Origin of the sequence: Escherichia sp. WS2035, assembly GCF_046487065.1 — a bacterium.
GTDB classification, from domain to species: domain Bacteria; phylum Pseudomonadota; class Gammaproteobacteria; order Enterobacterales; family Enterobacteriaceae; genus Escherichia; species Escherichia coli.
On the sequence record NZ_JBJQKD010000009.1, the window covers coordinates 53,442 to 71,456 of the forward strand.

Annotated in this window: 15 protein-coding genes and 1 other RNA gene; 2 read left to right on the top strand and 14 right to left on the bottom strand. The window is 48.9% G+C overall.

Annotated elements, in window-relative coordinates:
- Positions 1–3 precede the first annotated feature (3 nt).
- A complete protein-coding gene (gene ppsR / locus ACJHX4_RS15835; RefSeq protein WP_000368046.1) occupies positions 4–837 on the bottom strand; it encodes a posphoenolpyruvate synthetase regulatory kinase/phosphorylase PpsR in 834 nt (277 codons plus the stop codon).
- Between the two features lie 332 nt (positions 838–1,169).
- On the opposite strand from ppsR, the gene ppsA reads away from it, so the two are divergent.
- Positions 1,170–3,548, top strand: coding sequence for a phosphoenolpyruvate synthase (gene ppsA / locus ACJHX4_RS15840; protein ID WP_000069403.1), 2,379 nt, complete (start codon positions 1,170–1,172; stop codon positions 3,546–3,548).
- A 56-nt stretch (positions 3,549–3,604) separates the two neighbouring features.
- Here the strand turns inward: ppsA and fadK are convergent, their stop codons facing one another.
- From fadK to ACJHX4_RS15865, 5 genes are read right to left on the bottom strand one after another with little or no spacing between them, the layout of a single operon-like run.
- Complete coding sequence (fadK, locus tag ACJHX4_RS15845) at positions 3,605–5,251, bottom strand: medium-chain fatty-acid--CoA ligase (protein ID WP_001296108.1); 1,647 nt, start codon at positions 5,249–5,251, stop codon at positions 3,605–3,607.
- A gap of 56 nt (positions 5,252–5,307) precedes the next feature.
- Positions 5,308–5,601 carry a ferredoxin family protein gene (locus ACJHX4_RS15850; protein WP_000081065.1) on the bottom strand — a complete coding sequence of 98 codons (294 nt, stop codon included), beginning with the start codon at positions 5,599–5,601 and terminating at the stop codon, positions 5,308–5,310.
- Positions 5,598–6,887 (bottom strand): FAD-dependent oxidoreductase, encoded by a 1,290-nt coding sequence (locus ACJHX4_RS15855; RefSeq protein WP_001278509.1) that lies wholly within the window; start codon positions 6,885–6,887, stop codon positions 5,598–5,600. The genes ACJHX4_RS15850 and ACJHX4_RS15855 overlap by 4 nt, the downstream gene beginning before the upstream one ends.
- Positions 6,888–6,941: 54 nt before the next feature.
- Positions 6,942–7,880: an electron transfer flavoprotein subunit alpha gene (locus ACJHX4_RS15860; RefSeq protein ID WP_000080739.1), complete on the bottom strand. Its 939-nt coding sequence runs from the start codon at positions 7,878–7,880 to the stop codon at positions 6,942–6,944.
- Between the two features lie 19 nt (positions 7,881–7,899).
- Positions 7,900–8,664 carry an electron transfer flavoprotein gene (locus tag ACJHX4_RS15865; RefSeq protein ID WP_000692157.1) on the bottom strand — a complete coding sequence of 255 codons (765 nt, stop codon included), beginning with the start codon at positions 8,662–8,664 and terminating at the stop codon, positions 7,900–7,902.
- 315 nt (positions 8,665–8,979) lie between these two features.
- Between ACJHX4_RS15865 and ACJHX4_RS15870 the strand changes: the two genes are divergently transcribed.
- Positions 8,980–9,891 (top strand): AraC family transcriptional regulator, encoded by a 912-nt coding sequence (locus ACJHX4_RS15870; RefSeq protein ID WP_000284798.1) that lies wholly within the window; start codon positions 8,980–8,982, stop codon positions 9,889–9,891.
- A gap of 42 nt (positions 9,892–9,933) precedes the next feature.
- On the opposite strand, the gene ACJHX4_RS15875 is transcribed toward ACJHX4_RS15870, so the two are convergent.
- From ACJHX4_RS15875 to rprA, 8 genes are all read right to left on the bottom strand, one after another.
- Positions 9,934–11,085 carry an acyl-CoA dehydrogenase gene (locus ACJHX4_RS15875; protein WP_000347850.1) on the bottom strand — a complete coding sequence of 384 codons (1,152 nt, stop codon included), beginning with the start codon at positions 11,083–11,085 and terminating at the stop codon, positions 9,934–9,936.
- Between the two features lie 13 nt (positions 11,086–11,098).
- Positions 11,099–12,694, bottom strand: a complete 1,596-nt coding sequence (locus ACJHX4_RS15880) for an acyl CoA:acetate/3-ketoacid CoA transferase (RefSeq protein ID WP_000805657.1) — start codon at positions 12,692–12,694, stop codon at positions 11,099–11,101.
- Positions 12,695–12,840: 146 nt separating this feature from the next.
- Positions 12,841–13,599 (bottom strand): type I 3-dehydroquinate dehydratase, encoded by a 759-nt coding sequence (aroD, locus tag ACJHX4_RS15885; RefSeq protein WP_000860201.1) that lies wholly within the window; start codon positions 13,597–13,599, stop codon positions 12,841–12,843.
- A 30-nt stretch (positions 13,600–13,629) separates the two neighbouring features.
- Entirely contained in the window at positions 13,630–14,496 is an 867-nt protein-coding gene (gene ydiB / locus ACJHX4_RS15890) for a quinate/shikimate dehydrogenase (protein WP_000383467.1), read from the bottom strand.
- 11 nt (positions 14,497–14,507) lie between these two features.
- Entirely contained in the window at positions 14,508–15,773 is a 1,266-nt protein-coding gene (locus ACJHX4_RS15895) for an MFS transporter (protein WP_410239915.1), read from the bottom strand.
- A gap of 226 nt (positions 15,774–15,999) precedes the next feature.
- Entirely contained in the window at positions 16,000–17,214 is a 1,215-nt protein-coding gene (locus ACJHX4_RS15900; RefSeq protein WP_000795578.1) for an MFS transporter, read from the bottom strand.
- Positions 17,215–17,313: 99 nt separating this feature from the next.
- Entirely contained in the window at positions 17,314–17,670 is a 357-nt protein-coding gene (locus ACJHX4_RS15905) for a YdiL family protein (protein WP_001296105.1), read from the bottom strand.
- Positions 17,671–17,805: 135 nt separating this feature from the next.
- Positions 17,806–17,913, bottom strand: an RNA gene (gene rprA, locus ACJHX4_RS15910) — antisense sRNA RprA.
- Positions 17,914–18,015: the final 102 nt, after the last annotated feature.

Genomic DNA, 18,015 nt, shown 5'->3' on the forward strand with positions numbered 1-18,015 from the left:
TCTCTAGTACATTCGGCGGCTAAGGCCCATGATATCGAGGATCTTGGTGGCAATCTCTTCTACCGAATAATTGGTACTGTTAATCCACGGGATCTGATTTTTACGGTACAACGCTTCCACTTCCGCGACTTCCATCCTGCACTGACGAAGCGAGGCATAGCGACTGTTCTCCCGACGTTCCTCGCGAATCGCCGCCAGACGTTCCGGGTCGATAGTCAGGCCGAACAATTTATGCTGAAGTGGTTTGAGCGACGCGGGTAGCACCAGATTATCCATATCATCGGCAATAAAGGGGTAGTTTGCCGCGCGGATACCAAATTGCATTGCCAGATACAGACTGGTGGGGGTTTTACCACAGCGAGAAACACCGAGCAGGATCACCTGAGCCTGGTCCAGATTGCGCAACGAAATACCGTCATCGTGGGCAAGGGTGTAATCAATCGCCGCAATGCGCGCATCATATTTATTGAGATTATTAGGGTTAAGGCCATGGGTACGATGAGCAATCGGCGTTGGATCCAGTTTCATCTCTTGTTGTAGTGGGGCAACCAGCGCCTGAACGATATCCTGGCAAAAGCCTTCACTTTGCAAGATGATAGCGCGAATCTCCGGCAACACGATGGAGTAGAAGACCAGCGGGCGCACACCTGTCTGGTGATAAATTGCGTCAATCTGATCCTTCACTGCCCGTGCACGGCTCTCATTTTCGACAAACGGCAGCGTAATGCTGCTGATAGTGACGGGAAATTGTGACATTACTGCGTGTCCTAATACCTCCGCAGTTATTGCCGTACCATCAGAAATATAAAAAACGTGGCGATCAACAGCATTATCCATTTTGTTCTTCCCGTGATGCAGACATAATTCTATGAAAGCATAAATTAAAAACGCACAGAAGCGTAGAACGTTATGTCTGGTTTATAAAATGAAACTTAAATTTTATTTTTTATGAAAACAGCATTTCATTTTTATGGTTTCGTTTATACCGATGGTTTATGTGGAAATTGTCGAAGAGAGCAGATTTGCGCAACGCTGGGATCAGTCTTAAAAAGTAAAAAAATATATTTGCTTGAACGATTCACCGTTTTTTTCATCTGGTTAAATATGCAAAGATAAATGCGCAGAAATGTGTTTCTCAAACCGTTCATTTATCACAAAAGGATTGTTCGATGTCCAACAATGGCTCGTCACCGCTGGTGCTTTGGTATAACCAACTCGGCATGAATGATGTAGACAGGGTTGGGGGCAAAAATGCCTCCCTGGGTGAAATGATTACTAACCTTTCCGGAATGGGTGTTTCCGTTCCGAATGGTTTCGCCACAACCGCCGACGCGTTTAACCAGTTTCTGGACCAAAGCGGCGTAAACCAGCGCATTTATGAACTGCTGGATAAAACGGATATTGACGATGTTACCCAGCTTGCGAAAGCGGGCGCGCAAATCCGCCAGTGGATTATCGACACTCCCTTCCAGCCTGAGCTGGAAAACGCCATCCGCGAAGCCTATGCACAGCTTTCCGCCGATGACGAAAACGCTTCGTTTGCGGTGCGTTCCTCCGCTACTGCAGAAGATATGCCGGACGCTTCTTTTGCCGGTCAGCAGGAAACTTTCCTCAACGTTCAGGGTGTTGACGCCGTTCTCGTGGCAGTGAAGCATGTATTCGCTTCTCTGTTTAACGATCGCGCCATCTCTTATCGTGTGCACCAGGGTTACGACCATCGTGGCGTAGCGCTCTCCGCCGGTGTTCAGCGGATGGTGCGCTCCGACCTCGCATCTTCTGGCGTGATGTTCTCCATTGATACCGAATCCGGCTTTGACCAGGTGGTGTTTATCACTTCCGCATGGGGCCTTGGTGAAATGGTCGTGCAGGGTGCGGTTAACCCGGATGAGTTTTACGTCCATAAACCGACACTTGCGGCGAATCGCCCGGCTATCGTGCGCCGCACCATGGGGTCGAAAAAAATCCGCATGGTTTACGCGCCGACCCAGGAGCACGGCAAGCAGGTTAAAATCGAAGACGTACCGCAGGAACAGCGTGACATCTTCTCGCTGACCAACGAAGAAGTGCAGGAACTGGCAAAACAGGCCGTACAAATTGAGAAACACTACGGTCGCCCGATGGATATTGAGTGGGCGAAAGATGGTCACACCGGCAAACTGTTCATTGTGCAGGCGCGTCCGGAAACCGTGCGCTCACGCGGTCAGGTCATGGAGCGTTATACGCTGCATTCACAGGGTAAGATTATCGCCGAAGGCCGTGCTATCGGTCATCGCATCGGCGCGGGTCCGGTGAAAGTTATCCATGACATCAGTGAAATGAACCGCATCGAACCTGGCGACGTGCTGGTTACTGACATGACCGACCCGGACTGGGAACCGATCATGAAGAAAGCATCTGCCATCGTCACCAATCGTGGCGGTCGTACCTGTCACGCGGCGATCATCGCTCGTGAACTCGGCATTCCGGCGGTAGTGGGCTGTGGTGATGCAACAGAACGGATGAAAGACGGCGAGAACGTCACTGTTTCTTGTGCCGAAGGTGATACCGGTTACGTCTATGCGGAGTTGCTGGAATTTAGCGTTAAAAGCTCCAGCGTAGAAACGATGCCGGACCTGCCGTTGAAGGTGATGATGAACGTCGGTAACCCGGACCGTGCTTTCGACTTCGCCTGCCTGCCGAACGAAGGCGTGGGCCTTGCGCGTCTGGAATTTATCATCAACCGTATGATTGGCGTCCACCCACGCGCACTGCTTGAGTTTGACGATCAGGAACCGCAGTTGCAAAACGAAATCCGCGAGATGATGAAAGGTTTTGATTCTCCGCGTGAATTTTACGTTGGTCGTCTGACTGAAGGGATCGCGACGCTGGGTGCCGCGTTTTATCCGAAGCGCGTCATTGTCCGTCTCTCTGATTTTAAATCGAACGAATATGCCAATCTGGTCGGTGGTGAGCGTTACGAGCCAGATGAAGAGAACCCGATGCTCGGCTTCCGTGGCGCGGGCCGCTATGTTTCCGACAGCTTCCGCGACTGCTTCGCGCTGGAGTGTGAAGCAGTGAAACGTGTGCGCAACGACATGGGGCTGACTAACGTTGAGATCATGATCCCGTTCGTGCGTACCGTTGATCAGGCGAAAGCGGTGGTTGAGGAACTGGCGCGTCAGGGGCTGAAACGTGGTGAGAACGGGCTGAAAATCATCATGATGTGTGAAATTCCGTCCAACGCCTTGCTGGCAGAGCAGTTCCTGGAATATTTCGACGGCTTCTCAATTGGCTCAAACGACATGACGCAGCTGGCGCTCGGTCTGGATCGTGACTCCGGCGTGGTGTCTGAACTGTTCGATGAGCGCAACGATGCGGTGAAAGCACTGCTGTCGATGGCGATTCGTGCCGCGAAGAAACAGGGCAAATATGTCGGGATTTGCGGTCAGGGTCCATCCGACCACGAAGACTTTGCTGCATGGTTGATGGAAGAGGGGATCGATAGCCTGTCTCTGAACCCGGACACCGTGGTGCAAACCTGGTTAAGCCTGGCTGAACTGAAGAAATAAAATAAATACCCGGCGGCGTTTTGTCGCCGGGTTTATGTGATCCCCGAAGATGAAACTTATTCAATCTCTTCACAGACATCCTGAGTTAATCGCCGCATAATATCTTTCCTTAACAAAAACTTTTGTATTTTACCTGAGACAGTGCGCGGTAGTTTTTCGATTACCACGATATGTTCAGGATATTTATATTTTGCGACCCGTTTACGGCTAAAAAAAGCCACCACCTCTTCCAGCGATAATGAATGATGCGGCGCTTTCAGCACGACATAAGCGCATGAACGTTCACCTAAACGTTCATCGGGCATCGCAACCACACAGGCATCGTGAATTTTAGGATGCTGCAATAAAATATCTTCTACTTCACGGCTGCTAATATTTTCGCCGCCGCGGACAATAATATCTTTCTTGCGCCCGGTTATTTTTATATAGCCAGCCTCATCCATGCGGCAGAGATCGCCGCTGTAATACCAGCCTTCTTCATCCAGCGCACGGGCGGTTAATTCAGGTTCATCAAAATACCCCATAAACACATTGGGGCCACGCGAGGCTTCTTCACCTTCGCAACCTGGCGGTAAAGTCTTGCGTGCGTCATCGACCACTTTAATCTCTACACCTGCGGCAGCGTAACCGTCGGTGTGCATAAAGCGCGGCAAAGGATCGTCGAGATTCACCACCGCATGCGGCGAACTTTCTGTGGAACCATAAACACTTAATAATTTAATGCCGCGCTGCTGGCATTCTCGCGCCACTTTTTTGGGGATTGTGGTACCTCCGCAAAGAAAGAAGCGCAGCGCTGAAAGGTCTGCGGGTTGTTTCTCTAGTAAATTCAAAAGATCATAGACAAACGGCGTTGCGCCGAGCATACAGGTGCAACGCTGCTGCTCAAGCAGCGCGAGACACGCATCAGGAGTGAAAATATCTAACAACACGCTGCGAGCACCAATCAAAAAAGGTGCTGTTACGCCATGCAGAAAGCCCGTTGCGTGACCAAGTGGCGCAGGCATCATAAAGACATCCTGCCAGGTCAGATTTAGCCGCGCGCAATAAGCCCGCTCACTGGCGAGAATATTGTTATGCGTTAGCATCACACCCTTTGGCAGACCCTCGGTTCCGGAGGTAAATAGCACAGCGGCTAATTCATCGCCGTGGGTCGTTATCGCCGTGGTCAGAGGAGTATTGTCGGCGAGAATCTGACTTAATGAGAGGGAAGAGGTGGCGGGAGCCAGTTTGTCCACGCCGACAATTTGTTGTAGTTGTGGAAGCTGATTTTGCAGCGGCAGGATTAAATCTACCGGACGCGTTTGTTTAAACAACGTCGGTGCAAAGAACATTTTTGCCTGACACTTATTGAGCACCCACACCAGTTCTGCTTCCCGCCAGGAAGGTAACAGCGGCACGGAAACCGCACCGGTTTTCAGGCAGGCAAGATAGATAACGGTAAATTCACACCAGCCTGGCAGTTGAAATGCGATGCGATCGCCTGATTCAATACCCTTCGCTAACATCCAGTTTGCCAGACAGCTCGCGGCGTGATCGAGCGCGCTATAGGTGTACGTTGCACCATGATTATCGACCACGGCAATTTTGTCTGGCATCGCACGAGCGGTCTGCTGCCAGTAATCGGCCAGCGAAGCATCGCCCCATAACCCTTGCTGACGATACGCCGCACGACGTTGTTCGTTGAACGTTAATGTCACTTTCATTTTGGACTCTCGAAACAGAACATCAGGCCCGAGATGCGGGCCTGTGGGATGCATGATTAGCCGTAGCGAAATTCAATACCGAAGGTGCCTGCGGGATATTGCCACTGTTCGAGAATAGTGTTGCCGCACAGCACCCGACAGGTGCCGCACTCCAGACAACCGGCGGAATCGAAATGAATGTTTCCTGCGTCATCCTGCTTATAAAGTCCGGCAGGGCAAGCTTTCATTAATTTACGGAATTCATTGATATCGGGATTTGCCGCCAAAATGATATGCGGGTGGCCCTCATCAACATGGAATTTATCGACGCCTAATTTGATGTCGACGTTAACCGTAGCGTTCTGGCTCATAGCGCGGTTGCTCCCTTAATGCCATCTTTCAGCAAGTTGATCAGCCCAATTTTCTTCGCGTGTCCCATGATCATTTTGCGTACCGGCTGGTTTGGTTTGCCGTCAATGGTGAACATATCGTTCATGATGTCGGCGACCATTCGTGGGTATTGGCTAAACAGGCGCGGGTTTTCCATCAGCGCCGGGATCTTGCGGAAATGCTGCATATCGCGCATAACACAACTTTGTTCCAGCTCACGTTTGTATTGCGCCAGACTGCTGGCGGAGAAATCCGCGCGTTCTTTGGCGGCGATCACCGTTGTGGCGGCAGCCTGAGCTGATGCAATGGCTAAATCCATGCCGCGAACTGTAAAACCCAAATTCAGGCAGAAGCCTGCGGCGTCACCAACGATCATCACGCCATCGTTAACCAGCTGCGGCACCATTGCCAGACCGCCCTCCGGCACCATATGCGCGGAATATTCAAGCAGTTTGCCGCCGCTAATCAGCGGGCGAATAGCGGGGTGTTGTTTAAAATCTTCCAGCATTTGCGGCACGCTTTTTTGCGCATGGGCGATATCACCCAATCCACAAACCAGCCCCAACGATACGGAATCCTTGTTGGTATAGAGGAATCCGCCGCCCATCAGGCCGTCAGAAGGGGAACCGGCAAACAGCCAGGCGGCACCTTCCTCGCCCGTAACATTAAAGCGATCGTTGATCTGTTCTGGTGTCAGGCCTATAACCTCTTTAACACCAACAGCGTAATGATGCGGATTGGAAGCGGAAACCATTCCCAGCGAGCGGCCAAGCATCGAGTTAACGCCATCAGCCAGAATCACCACATTCGCTTCGAGAATATCATCCCCGGCCTGGACGCCAGTGACCTTGTTTCCTTCACGAACCAGCGCATCGACGCGTACGCCCGGGATAAACTGCGCGCCCGCCTGCTCGGCTTGTTCCATCAACCACGGGTCCAGACGATTACGCAATACGGTATAAGACGCGTGTTGCGGAACATCTGGTTGCTCGCGGTGAAAATCGAGGGTAACGGCGCTTTCTTCGGTTAAGAAGGAGATTTTCTCGCGTGTGACCTTGCGTTCTACCGGCGCTGATGCTGCAAAGCCTGGAATAATTGCTTCAAGTGTGTGGGCATAAAGACGCCCGCCGGTCATGTTTTTACATCCGGCACTGTCGCCGCGTTCTATCACCAGGACATCCAGCCCGGCTCGCGCCATGACCAGTGCGGCAACGCTACCGGCAACGCCCGCACCGACCACAATGGCATCAAATTTGTCATCCGACATGCGTTATGCTCCCTTCCCGCTGCGTTTACAGCGGGAGATGTGGTTGAAAGGGAATTAGCGATTCAACTGGCTAATCAGGGCAGGGACGACTTTGTAGATATCGCCCACCAGACCGTAGTCGGCATAGTTGAAGATTGGCGCATTTTTATCTTTATTAATGGCGACAATCACTTTTGCGCCGTTGCCGCCAACCATATGCTGGATCTGCCCGGAGATCCCCAGCGTCAGGTAGAGATCGGATTTCAGCAACACGCCGGAGACACCGATATAACGTTCACGCTCCATCCAGTTCTCGCCTTCGGCAATTGGACGTGAACAGCCGACTTCAGCATTCAGCACTGCCGCCAGTTCGTGGACCATTTTCAGGTCATCCTGCGCCGCCAGACCACGACCGACGCCAACCACACGTTTTGCTTTGCTCAGGTCCACGCTGCTTGCCGCTTTCGCACGGCGTTCGCGACAGAGAATTTCATGACGCGGGGCAACATAAGGTACCGTTTCTGTCGGGCACTGATGAGAGATATCACGGGTGCACGGTTCCTGAACACCGGGTGCAAGGGTAATGATCGCCAGCGGGCTGTTGATCTTTTCCTGAGCGAACGCTAACCCGCCATACATCCGGTGTTCGGCGCAAATGTGACCATCGACAATATCCACCGCCGTGGCATCGTTCACCAGCGCCGCATTCAGTTGCACACTTAACCGTGCGGCCAGAGCTTTACCACGTTTCGTCGCGGCCAACAGCAACATAGCGGGGTGTTTATCTTTCAGCAGGGCAGCAATGCTTTCGGCGTAATTTTCAGTACGTTGCAGCGCGTCGTTTTGCTCAAGAACATAAATGCATTTTGGCCCATAAGGCATAACTGCCTGCGCCTGCTCGGTATTTTGTACAATGGCATACACCTGTTGGCCCCATTGCTGAGCGCTGCCAAACAGTTCAGCATAACGTTCAGGATTATCGCTAAAGACCCAGACGCTGTTTAATTGACTCATCGTTTCTTCTCCGTAGGCTTCAGTTCAGGGCTTTCTTCAGATGTTCCGCCAGCTCGGCAATGGCCTCCGGCGAATCGTTATCGAGAATGATGTGCTTACGTTCTGTTTGCGGCGGTACGCGAATGCCGGTCAGTTCAGCAAGTGGTGCGCTCTGGCTCCAGCCAATATCACTTGCCTGCCACTGATTTACCGGTTTTTTACCCGCGCCGAGAATGGCTTTCATCGAAGGAATACGTGGCACGTTAATATCGGAGGTGACGCAGAGCACGGCTGGAACAGAGAGTTCAATAACTTCAACATCATCTTCAAGCGTGCGTTCAATCACCAGTGTATTGCCCTGACGCTGAATAGCACTCACTGCATTAATCACCGGAAGTTGCAGAATTTCTCCGACCAGCAAGCCAACCTGCTGGGCATAAAGGTCGCCGGAACCTTCACCAAAGATCAGTAAATCGAAGCCGATCTTTTCAACTGCTGTCGCCAGCGCCTTTGCGGTATCGAGAGGCAGTGCATGCTCAAGTTGTGCATCCTGCACCATATACAGGCTGTGCGGCCCGCGGGATAGCACGTCTTTGCGCACTTTCGAGTTCTGCAACAAAGAGCCGCCGACGGTCAGCGCGGCTATCTCATCGTCATCTGTTGCAAGCTGGCTTGCAGCTTCAATGGCATTGAGATCGAACTGGCTGATTTTGGCGTCGGCATTGTCGAAATTCAGGGTGTATTCTGGAGTGACAACAATGTCCTGTTCTTCAGGCACCAGCTTAAAGCAGGTTATTATTTTCATGATTTCTCCTGTGAGTCGCATACGGAACCATCTCCGATGGAAAGTAAAAATGGCCTGAAAATAGTGTGCGATAGCGGTGCGGGGTTTTCGACGGAGCAAGCTGTTTTCCTTGCCAACAATCTTGCAAAAAAAATGCGATCGCTAAAACAAAAGTGCAATTTGCGGCAATATAGTTATTCCATGACCGTACTATCTTGCATTCAGTGTAAATAATCTTGTTTAGCTCTCGCTAAACGCGGTTGTATAACCGCAATACACGCCGTATTTTATCCGGCATATATTGTTTTTGCTTGCTCATGGAATAGGGAGGTTGTCATGTATCAACGCTGTTTTGATAATGCCAGTGAAACGCTGTTTGTCGCCGGTAAAACGCCACGGCTTTCACGTTTCGCATTTAGCGATGATCCAAAATGGGAGTCTGGACATCACGTTCATGACAATGAAACCGAGCTGATTTACGTCAAGAAAGGGGTAGCAAGGTTTACCATCGATTCTTCGTTATATGTCGCGCATGCCGATGACATTGTGGTGATAGAACGTGGCAGGTTGCATGCGGTGGCCTCTGACGTTAACGATCCGGCAACGACGTGTACCTGTGCGCTGTACGGCTTTCAGTTTCAGGGGGCTGAGGAAAATCAGCTACTGCAACCGCATTCTTGCCCGGTAATTGCCGCAGGACAGGGAAAAGAAGTCATTAAAACCTTATTTAATGAGCTAAGTGTGATTTTGCCGCAAAGTAAAAATAGCCAAACATCTTCGTTATGGGACGCATTTGCCTATACGTTAGCAATTCTTTACTACGAAAACTTTAAAAATGCTTATCGTTCGGAGCAGGGATATATTAAAAAAGATGTTCTGATAAAAGATATTCTTTTCTATCTGAATAATAACTATCGCGAAAAAATCACTTTAGAGCAGTTATCGAAAAAATTTCGTGCCAGCGTTAGTTATATCTGCCATGAATTTACCAAAGAGTATCGTATTTCCCCTATTAACTATGTTATTCAACGGCGTATGACGGAAGCGAAATGGTCACTCACTAATACTGAATTATCACAGGCAGAGATCTCCTGGCGTGTGGGTTATGAAAATGTCGATCACTTTGCCAAACTGTTTTTGCGCCATGTCGGCTGTTCGCCCAGCGATTACCGCAGGCAATTTAAAAACTGTTTTGCGGAACAAGAAATCCTATCTGAATTTCCTCAACCAGTAAGTCTTGCCGGATAAATCTGGCGGCGCAGTTTGTTAAGAAGCTGCGCCGCCTGCAGATTATTTGTTCTGATAATCTTTCAGGATCTGCCGACCTGCTACGTAAATCATAATTTCGTCTGTACCGCCGCCGATACGTTCACAACGGACATCACGCCAGAAGCGGGAGACGCGCGCCTCATCGGTATAGCCCAGACCGCCCATGATTTGAATCGCATCATCAATGACTTCCATTGCGGTACGTGCGCAGTACAGTTTTGCCAGCGCCGCGCTGGTGCGCAGTGACTGATGCTGATCGGCTTGCCATGCCACTTTCAACACCATGTTGCGCATGTTGTCGATCTTAATCGCCATCAGCGCCAGTTTTTCCTGGATCATCTGGTTATGACCAATGGGCTTACCAAAAGCGATACGCTGGTTGGCATAGCGGGCGGCATCTTCGAATGCGCATTCGGCAAAGCCGGTGCTGCGCGCGGCGTTGATCAGGCGCTCCATCTCAAAGTTGTACATCACATTGAGGAAACCCATTCCTTCTTCGCCCACCATGTCGCTCTCTTCAACTTCCACGTTGTCGAGATAGACTTCGCAGGTGCTGAGCATATGCCAGCCGATTTTATGCAGTGGATTGATTTTAATGCCGGGCTTACTGGAGTCGACCCACCACAGAGTAAAGGCCTTTTTCGGATCTTTCGGTTGCGGATCGCGCGCCAACACCAGCATATATGGATACTCTTTCGCACCGGTAATAAAGGTTTTCTGTCCGTTGATGTAAACCTTGCCGTTTTTACGCGTGTAAGTGGTAGTGGCACTGTTGTTGTCTGAGCCTGCGCCTGGCTCCGTCAATGCCAGGGCATAGGCGGGATCACCCGTTTCCAGGGTGCTCTCTGCCGTTTTACGTAGCTGCTCTGCAGAACCGAAACGGCGCATACTGTGAATACATTGACCGTTGGTAATCAAAAATGCCGGAGCACCGCATTTTGACACTTCCATCAGCGCCAGCATTTGGGTGACGTAATCCGCAGGGATACCACCAAATTCTTCCGGCACGCCAAGCATGGAAATACCGTTATCCGCCAGTGCCCGCATAAACTCACGCGGGTATGTCCCGTTTTGATCGCAGGTGCGGAAATACTCTTCCGGAAAGTTAGTCGTAATCAGTTCGCGAATACTGGCCAGCAGCAGTTCTTGTTCTTCAGTTAAAGAGAAATCCATCATTATACTCCTGTTAATGAGCCGCTTCAGGCAGGACAAAACCCATCGCCGCATCGATAAATAATCTTTCGTCCATCAGTTTGAGTTCTGGCGAAATCACTGGGGTGAAATCCATTTTGTCGAGAATATCTTTTTGTAAATCGACGCCAGGAGCGATTTCGATTAAATGCAGGCCGTCTTCTTTTAGCGTGAATACGGCGCGCTCAGTGATATAACGAACATCCAGCCCTCGCTCGAGAGCGATTTTTCCGCTGAAAGTTATTTCCGGTAGTTCCCGAATAAATTTCTTCACCCGTCCTTCCTGGACGATATTTAATTTGCCGTCGGTAATTTCTGTTTTTAAACTGCCCGCAGTTAATGTGCCGCAGAAAACGATTTTCTTCGAAGTGGCACTGATATCAATAAATCCACCGGTGCCCATGATTTTACCATTGAATTTATGCACGCCGACGTTACCGTGCTGGTCGACTTCAGCAAAACTCAAATAACAAACATCCAGACCACCACCGTGATAAAAATCAAACTGGGACGTCATATCCAGAATGGCGCGGGTATTCACGTTCGCGCCAAAGGCGATCCCCTGTGAAGTAATACCGCCAATCGGACCTGTTTCTACCGTCAGAATAAAGTCATCAGCACAACCTTCTTCCCGGGCGACCAGGCCAATGCCGTCAGCAATACCGACGCCGACATTCCCCACTGCGCCTTTGCGCATTTCGAATAATGCACGCCGTGCAACTAATTTACGTTGGTTTAGGGGCAGGCTAAGTTTGGTGCTGTCATCAAGGGTGAAGTCACCAGAAATAAAGCGGTTAACCGGCGCACCGCCATACAGTTGGGTTTGATCCGGATCGACCACCACAATATCCACCAGATAACCCGGAATACGGACAGATTTAGGATGCAGCGTGGCTTTCTTAACCATTTTCTGCACCTGCATCATCACAATACCGCCGTTATTGTGCACCGCCTGGGCAATAACCAATGCGTCGAGATACATCACCTCATCTTCAAAAGTGGCGTAGCCTTCGCTGTCGCAGGTGGTAGCGCGAATGAAGGCGATATCTGGCGCAATCGCTTTGTAATAGAGATATTCTTTGTTATCAAACTCGACCAGTTTAATCAGGTCTTCTTTAGTGACTTCATTCAGTTTGCCGCCTTGCTGGCGTGGATCGACAAATGTTCCGATGCCAATATCACTAATAATACCAGGCTGGTGGGCTGCGGCGGCGCGTAAGGTTTGTGTAAGTACACCTTGTGGATAGTTATAAGCAATAATTTTATTTTGTTCTGCGAGATCAGAAATACGCGGTGATTGTCCCCAGTGACCGCATAATGCCCATTTCACCAGGCCTTCTTGCGCCAGCGGACTAATACCACGGTCGGCGCGATCGCCAAGCCCTGTTGGACTAATAATCGATAAATTACGTGGTGTTTGAGTCTGTTTATATTTATCAGCAAGAGCAGTAATTAACGTGGTGGCTTCCAGAATACCGCCGCCAGCGCCTAACACACAAAGTGTTGCTTCGTCGGGAATATAATTCACCGCTTCCTGTGCCGATAGGACCGGCACTCGTCCATTAATACGAGGTGGTTTTACAGGTTTCATTGTTAATTCCTGATTCAGGTGTGATTTTCCCTACGCCAGATGGAGAATTAGCGCACAGAGACTCACGAAATATTTTTATTAAATACGGTTAAAAATACTTTTTTTAGTTCGGCGGGAGAGGGTATTCCCGCCGAAAATATTATTGCTTATGCCTGATGTAAAATAGTTAATACCGTACGCAAATCATTTACCGAGATTTGCCCTGGCGCAGAGGCTTTTTTTACCGCACCAAAAGTTGCCGCCGACCCAAATACTTCACCAGCCAGACGAGAAATTACGCCAGTTTTTGCCATCGACATCGTGATGATTGGACGATCGGCATACTGCTCCTGCATCTCCAGGGTCGCGGCAAGCAACGTCAGCACATCGCTGGTACTTTGCGGCATCAGCGCAATCTTAGGAATATCGGCGTCGAAGGACTGCATTTTGCGCAGACGGGCAATGATTTCTTCGGCTTCCGGCGTTTTATGGAAGTCATGGTTGGACATGACAACTTTCACATCATGCGCGTGGGCGTAGGCGACGGTTTCTTTAACCTGATCATCGCCGGTAAATAACTCCAGATCGATCATATCAACCAGGCCGCTGTCGATGGCTGCACGATTGAGTGCAATATAAGCCTCGGTGGAAATCGCCTGCTCGCCGCCTTCTTTGGCACTGCGGAAGGTAAACAGCAGCGGTTTTTCTGGCATGGTTTCACGGAGAATTTTTGCTGCCGCCATGACAGACTCCACATTGGAGAGGTCGGCATAGTGGTCCACACGCCATTCCAGAATATCAAAGTCCGCTTCACGATAGGCGAGAGCTTCGGATTTCACGCTGGCGATATCTTTCGCCATCAGCGAGACGATGATTTTAGGTGCGCCCGTACCAATGACGAGATCTTTTACAGTTACGGTTTTCATTTTTTACCCTTTCTGCACGCGGTCAGCCTGTCAGGCACCGAACCCCATGACCTGTTTAACATATTCCAGAGGGAAATCTTTGCCAGTCCATAACGTGAACTGTTCAGCCCCTTGCCACAACAACATGCCGTATCCATCAATCGTTTTGCAACCCGCTTGTTGCGCCTGCTGCAATAACTTCGTCATATGAGGGTTATACACGCATTCAGTGACCAGAAGTCCCGGGTGTAACAGACTGATATCATTAACCAATGATTCATTCTCAAGGGGTTCCATACCCACTTTGGTGCCATTGGTTAAAATGTCGGCGGAAGCCAGGGCTTCTGCAAAGGCTTGCTGATCGGCGAGATCGGTGACTGTCACGACGCAATCGGTGTTTTCGTTAACCCGCTGCGCGAAGGCGAGAGCTTTATCGAAGAACTCATCCCGACGGTTAAAGAGTTTAATTTCTTTTAAACCTTCAATTGCCCCCTGCGCGCCAATTGCCGTTGAGGCACCACCGGCCCCTAATAGCACCATCGTTTTGCCTTTGATATCAAAACCGCTCTCTTTAATGGCGCGAATATGACCCGTGCCGTCGGTGTTATAGCCACGCAGATAGCCATCATCATTTACGATGGTGTTGATGGCACCCACCAGTTTGGCCGCTGGCGTTAATTCATCAACATATTCACACGCCAGTTGTTTGTTCGGCATTGATACACCAGTTCCGCGCATTTTGAGGGCTTTTAATCCTTCAATTGCTCCGGGAAAACTATCGTTATCCACTTCAAAGGCCATATAGGTAAATGGCAATCCCGCTTTTTCTAAGGCTTTATTCTGCATTTCGGGCGATAAACTGTGGCGGATGGGATAGGCCATCAACCCAATCAATTCGTATTTTGCGGTAACATCCATAATTAACTCCTTTAACCTCTATGCTTAATTGTGTTTAACCGGGTGCTAAATTTATGCTCGCCAAACCGCACATCATTTTCAGGAATAATGAAAACGCGGTAATAGCGGATAAAAACAATAATTGCGGTAATCAGGGCCAGCAGCGCGAAAGTAAAATCGAGAACAATGATATATTGCAGGCCGATGTTCGACAGATAACCGGTAATCAGCGGAATAACAAAGTTAGCCAGTCCACCCATCATCATATATATACTGGTGACTTTGGCTTTGCTTTTTGGGAAAAACTCTGACATGACCGAAACGCCGAGCTGTAAAATGCCGCCAGCTGCTGAGAAACCGATAACAAAGGCTCCGGCATTACACACCAATGGAGATGGGTACAGGTAGATAATGGCAGCTGTTATTGTTGCCAGTGCAGAGTTAAATACATTAGCCCAGATGGGCCGGACCATTTTTTTCAGCAGTGCGGCAAAAATAAAGACACAGACCAGCGAACTCATACTGTAATAAGAGATGGTTTTTAATGCCTCAGCTTCTGACATACCAGCAAAAGCCATCGCATATTTGGGCATCCACACCACAATCACATAAAAGGTCGAGAATGCGGCTACACCGAACAGTACTGATGAAACACCTTCCAGCCAGACTAACGGTTTGCTGTTCATTTGCGGTAATTCATTAGCTACGCTGGCGTCCACCAACTGGCTGGGGAATTTGCTTTTCAACAGCATCAGCGTGATCAGTACAAACAGAATACCCGGAATAATCAGCCCATAGCCGTACCAGATGTTATTGAGCAACATATAGCTCACCAGCATTGGATAGAACATTTGCCCGAATGACACCATCGCTTTAACCAGTATGACCGCCGAACCAGAGGCTTTCGGAAAGCATTCCATGAGCGCGGGGTAGCCACCCGTATCCAGCGCTGAGTTAGCGATACCTACGCACACTGCCAGACAGTAGGCGAGAGTTAAATTCGGGCAAGCAGGAATACCAAAGAAGAATAGCAGATACATTATTACTGCCATTAATATCACCGCCCGACGACCAAACTTATCGGAGATCACTCCGAAGAATAAAATACTGATCAATCGCCCCAATCCGATACCGGAAATTAAATAGGCAATGCCCGCGTTGTCAGTGGAAAACTTTTCTGCCAAAGATGTCATGTTTTGGGCAAGCGTAATAACACTAATGCCGTGCAGGAAATAGCTGAAGTAAATACAAAGAACAGCCAGGATAAATGGCGTGCTGAAAGCCTTATTTTGAGACATGTTCACAGCTCCTTGCTGAAAGATAATTTCGTTACCGTACGTATTGTTCTCCGACGGTTTACATAATTACTATACTGAAGATGATTTTCCCTGGGTACATGGCATAAAGTTTATGTTTCCAGGAATATTGCATGTCATAGTTTGTTTTTGATCGCTATTTTCCTTAGTTAGCGCAGAAAGAGTTATTTATCCGTAAGATCTTGCATAACCTGAAAAGAATATTGCATTACCCACCCGGAGCGATATTTTCCTTTAGCGTGTGATGCCGCGTTTCTTTGCGACTGCGTAAGCCAATAAACAGTGCCAGTATAAAGCCGATAGCAGCGATGGCGGTATCGAACCACATAATATCGGCAATACTTCTTTGCGAAAGATGAGCCGTAATCAACGGAATGGTAAATGTTGCAATGCTGCCCGCACTGTAATAGATCCCCGTAGCTTTACCTTTAGCGTAGGGAAAACGTTCCGCCATTAACGTCAGGCCAATTTGTACAACACCGCCTGCGGAGGTAAAACCGATGACGAAAGCAAATATTATCACCACATAAAATGTGGGATGCAGGCAGACGGTGAGCAGGGCGATAAATGAGATAAAGGTGTACAGCATCAGTAATGTTGTTGGGCGAACGGTATTACGAATGAGTGGAGCAGTAATAAATACACACAGCAGCGAACCCACGGTGTAGATACTGAGTAATTTGATCGACATGGTGTATGACATGCCAGCGACAAATTGTCCGTATTGTGCCAGCCACTGGCTAACCAGATAAAACGTTGCCATTGAGATATAGCCATATAGGGAATAACTGGCTAAATCGATAATTGAACAGCGATGTTCCGTAGAGCTGGTGGTTTTCTTTATGACAGGTAAGTGACGACCCGGATGGGGTGGGAACGTACAACGGTATAAAAACAGAGCGTTAATAAACATAATGCCTGCGGCAATCATAAAGGACCAACCGAACCACAGTTCAGCCCACACTAACAGGCTGATAATTAGCGGTAATAAAAATTGTCCGCTGGAAACAAATGCTTTAATTAAAATATTGGCTGTACCCGGTGAGCGTGGAAAAGCTTCCATCAAACTGGGATAGGTGCCTGCATCGAGAAAACTGTTTGCCATTCCCGCCAGAAAGCCAAAAACATAAGCGATAATGATGTTATTGGTGTGCAGGATGCCAAAAAAGAAGGCCATATAGCAGCACATCCCGAGCATGATAAAAGGGCGGCGACCAAAGCGATCGGATAATAATCCTGCAAAAAGCAAGACACTTAATCGACCAATGCCCAGTGATGAGATAACTATCGAGACGCCCGCGGCATTAGTCTGCCAAAGCGTCTCCAGCGAGGCCATATTCAGGCTCATCAAAATGACGCCCATACCATGCACCAGGTAATTAAAATACAACCCAAGTGCGGTAGGGTAATAGGGATTTTTCATAGGTTCTACTTAGCAAAGGTGCTTTAAAAAGTGTAGCGATGTTGTGTCAGTATCCGTTCATTATTGTTGTAACAACGACAATTCCTTTCTGTGGAGAAATTAACAAAGCCGCTCCAGATCGTGTGCATATAATTCAGCGGCTACCGATTGATAGATCTTCCAGTCAATAAAATTGCCATCAGGGTAGACTTGTTGAAACGCGGTTAAGTCGGGGAAAAAACGCATGGTGTTGTTGCCGATGCGGTTATTTATTTTCTCTATGATTGCATGAAGATGTTTTTTTCGTTGCTGACGCATAGCCAACAGTTGCTCGACTACATAATCAGGAATGGCGCATTTGCCATTTTCCCACTGACGCCAGCTTTCACTGTTACCGGTCTGGGCAATCCAGGTCGCGCATTCATCAATAGTCATGGCAAAAATATGGCGAAGTGCCTGGAGTTCATAAGCGTTCATCGTGTAATGGCTGCATGAAATAAACAATAAAATATAAATAACATTATCAGCCTGCTGACGGCTTGAAGAGAGTCACAGTATCTTGTGCAACATTATTGGAAAGAGTGAGGGGCGAGGTAGCGAAGCAGAAAAATGTTAAAAAAAAGCCCATCGTGGGAGATGGGCAAAGACTACACACAGCAATTCGTTGTTTCACTCAGGGGATTTCCATGCTTATAAATCAATATGTTGATTTATAACCGTGAGCTAATAGTAGGCATACGGACTTTTTGCGTCGATCAGATTCGTCTCATTAGTTTAAAAACTGTAAAGAATTTGCGACAGGTACTACCAGCTGAATAGCGG

Excerpts from the sequence above, each read along its gene's own strand:
- ppsR (WP_000368046.1), bottom strand. The coding sequence starts at position 837 with ATGGATAATGCTGTTGATCGCCACGTTTTTTATATTTCTGATGGTACG.
- ppsA (WP_000069403.1), top strand. The coding sequence starts at position 1,170 with ATGTCCAACAATGGCTCGTCACCGCTGGTGCTTTGGTATAACCAACTC.
- fadK (WP_001296108.1), bottom strand. The coding sequence starts at position 5,251 with ATGAAAGTGACATTAACGTTCAACGAACAACGTCGTGCGGCGTATCGT.
- ACJHX4_RS15850 (WP_000081065.1), bottom strand. The coding sequence starts at position 5,601 with ATGAGCCAGAACGCTACGGTTAACGTCGACATCAAATTAGGCGTCGAT.
- ACJHX4_RS15855 (WP_001278509.1), bottom strand. The coding sequence starts at position 6,887 with ATGTCGGATGACAAATTTGATGCCATTGTGGTCGGTGCGGGCGTTGCC.
- ACJHX4_RS15860 (WP_000080739.1), bottom strand. The coding sequence starts at position 7,880 with ATGAGTCAATTAAACAGCGTCTGGGTCTTTAGCGATAATCCTGAACGT.
- ACJHX4_RS15865 (WP_000692157.1), bottom strand. The coding sequence starts at position 8,664 with ATGAAAATAATAACCTGCTTTAAGCTGGTGCCTGAAGAACAGGACATT.
- ACJHX4_RS15870 (WP_000284798.1), top strand. The coding sequence starts at position 8,980 with ATGTATCAACGCTGTTTTGATAATGCCAGTGAAACGCTGTTTGTCGCC.
- ACJHX4_RS15875 (WP_000347850.1), bottom strand. The coding sequence starts at position 11,085 with ATGGATTTCTCTTTAACTGAAGAACAAGAACTGCTGCTGGCCAGTATT.
- ACJHX4_RS15880 (WP_000805657.1), bottom strand. The coding sequence starts at position 12,694 with ATGAAACCTGTAAAACCACCTCGTATTAATGGACGAGTGCCGGTCCTA.
- aroD (WP_000860201.1), bottom strand. The coding sequence starts at position 13,599 with ATGAAAACCGTAACTGTAAAAGATCTCGTCATTGGTACGGGCGCACCT.
- ydiB (WP_000383467.1), bottom strand. The coding sequence starts at position 14,496 with ATGGATGTTACCGCAAAATACGAATTGATTGGGTTGATGGCCTATCCC.
- ACJHX4_RS15895 (WP_410239915.1), bottom strand. The coding sequence starts at position 15,773 with ATGTCTCAAAATAAGGCTTTCAGCACGCCATTTATCCTGGCTGTTCTT.
- ACJHX4_RS15900 (WP_000795578.1), bottom strand. The coding sequence starts at position 17,214 with ATGAAAAATCCCTATTACCCTACCGCACTTGGGTTGTATTTTAATTAC.
- ACJHX4_RS15905 (WP_001296105.1), bottom strand. The coding sequence starts at position 17,670 with ATGAACGCTTATGAACTCCAGGCACTTCGCCATATTTTTGCCATGACT.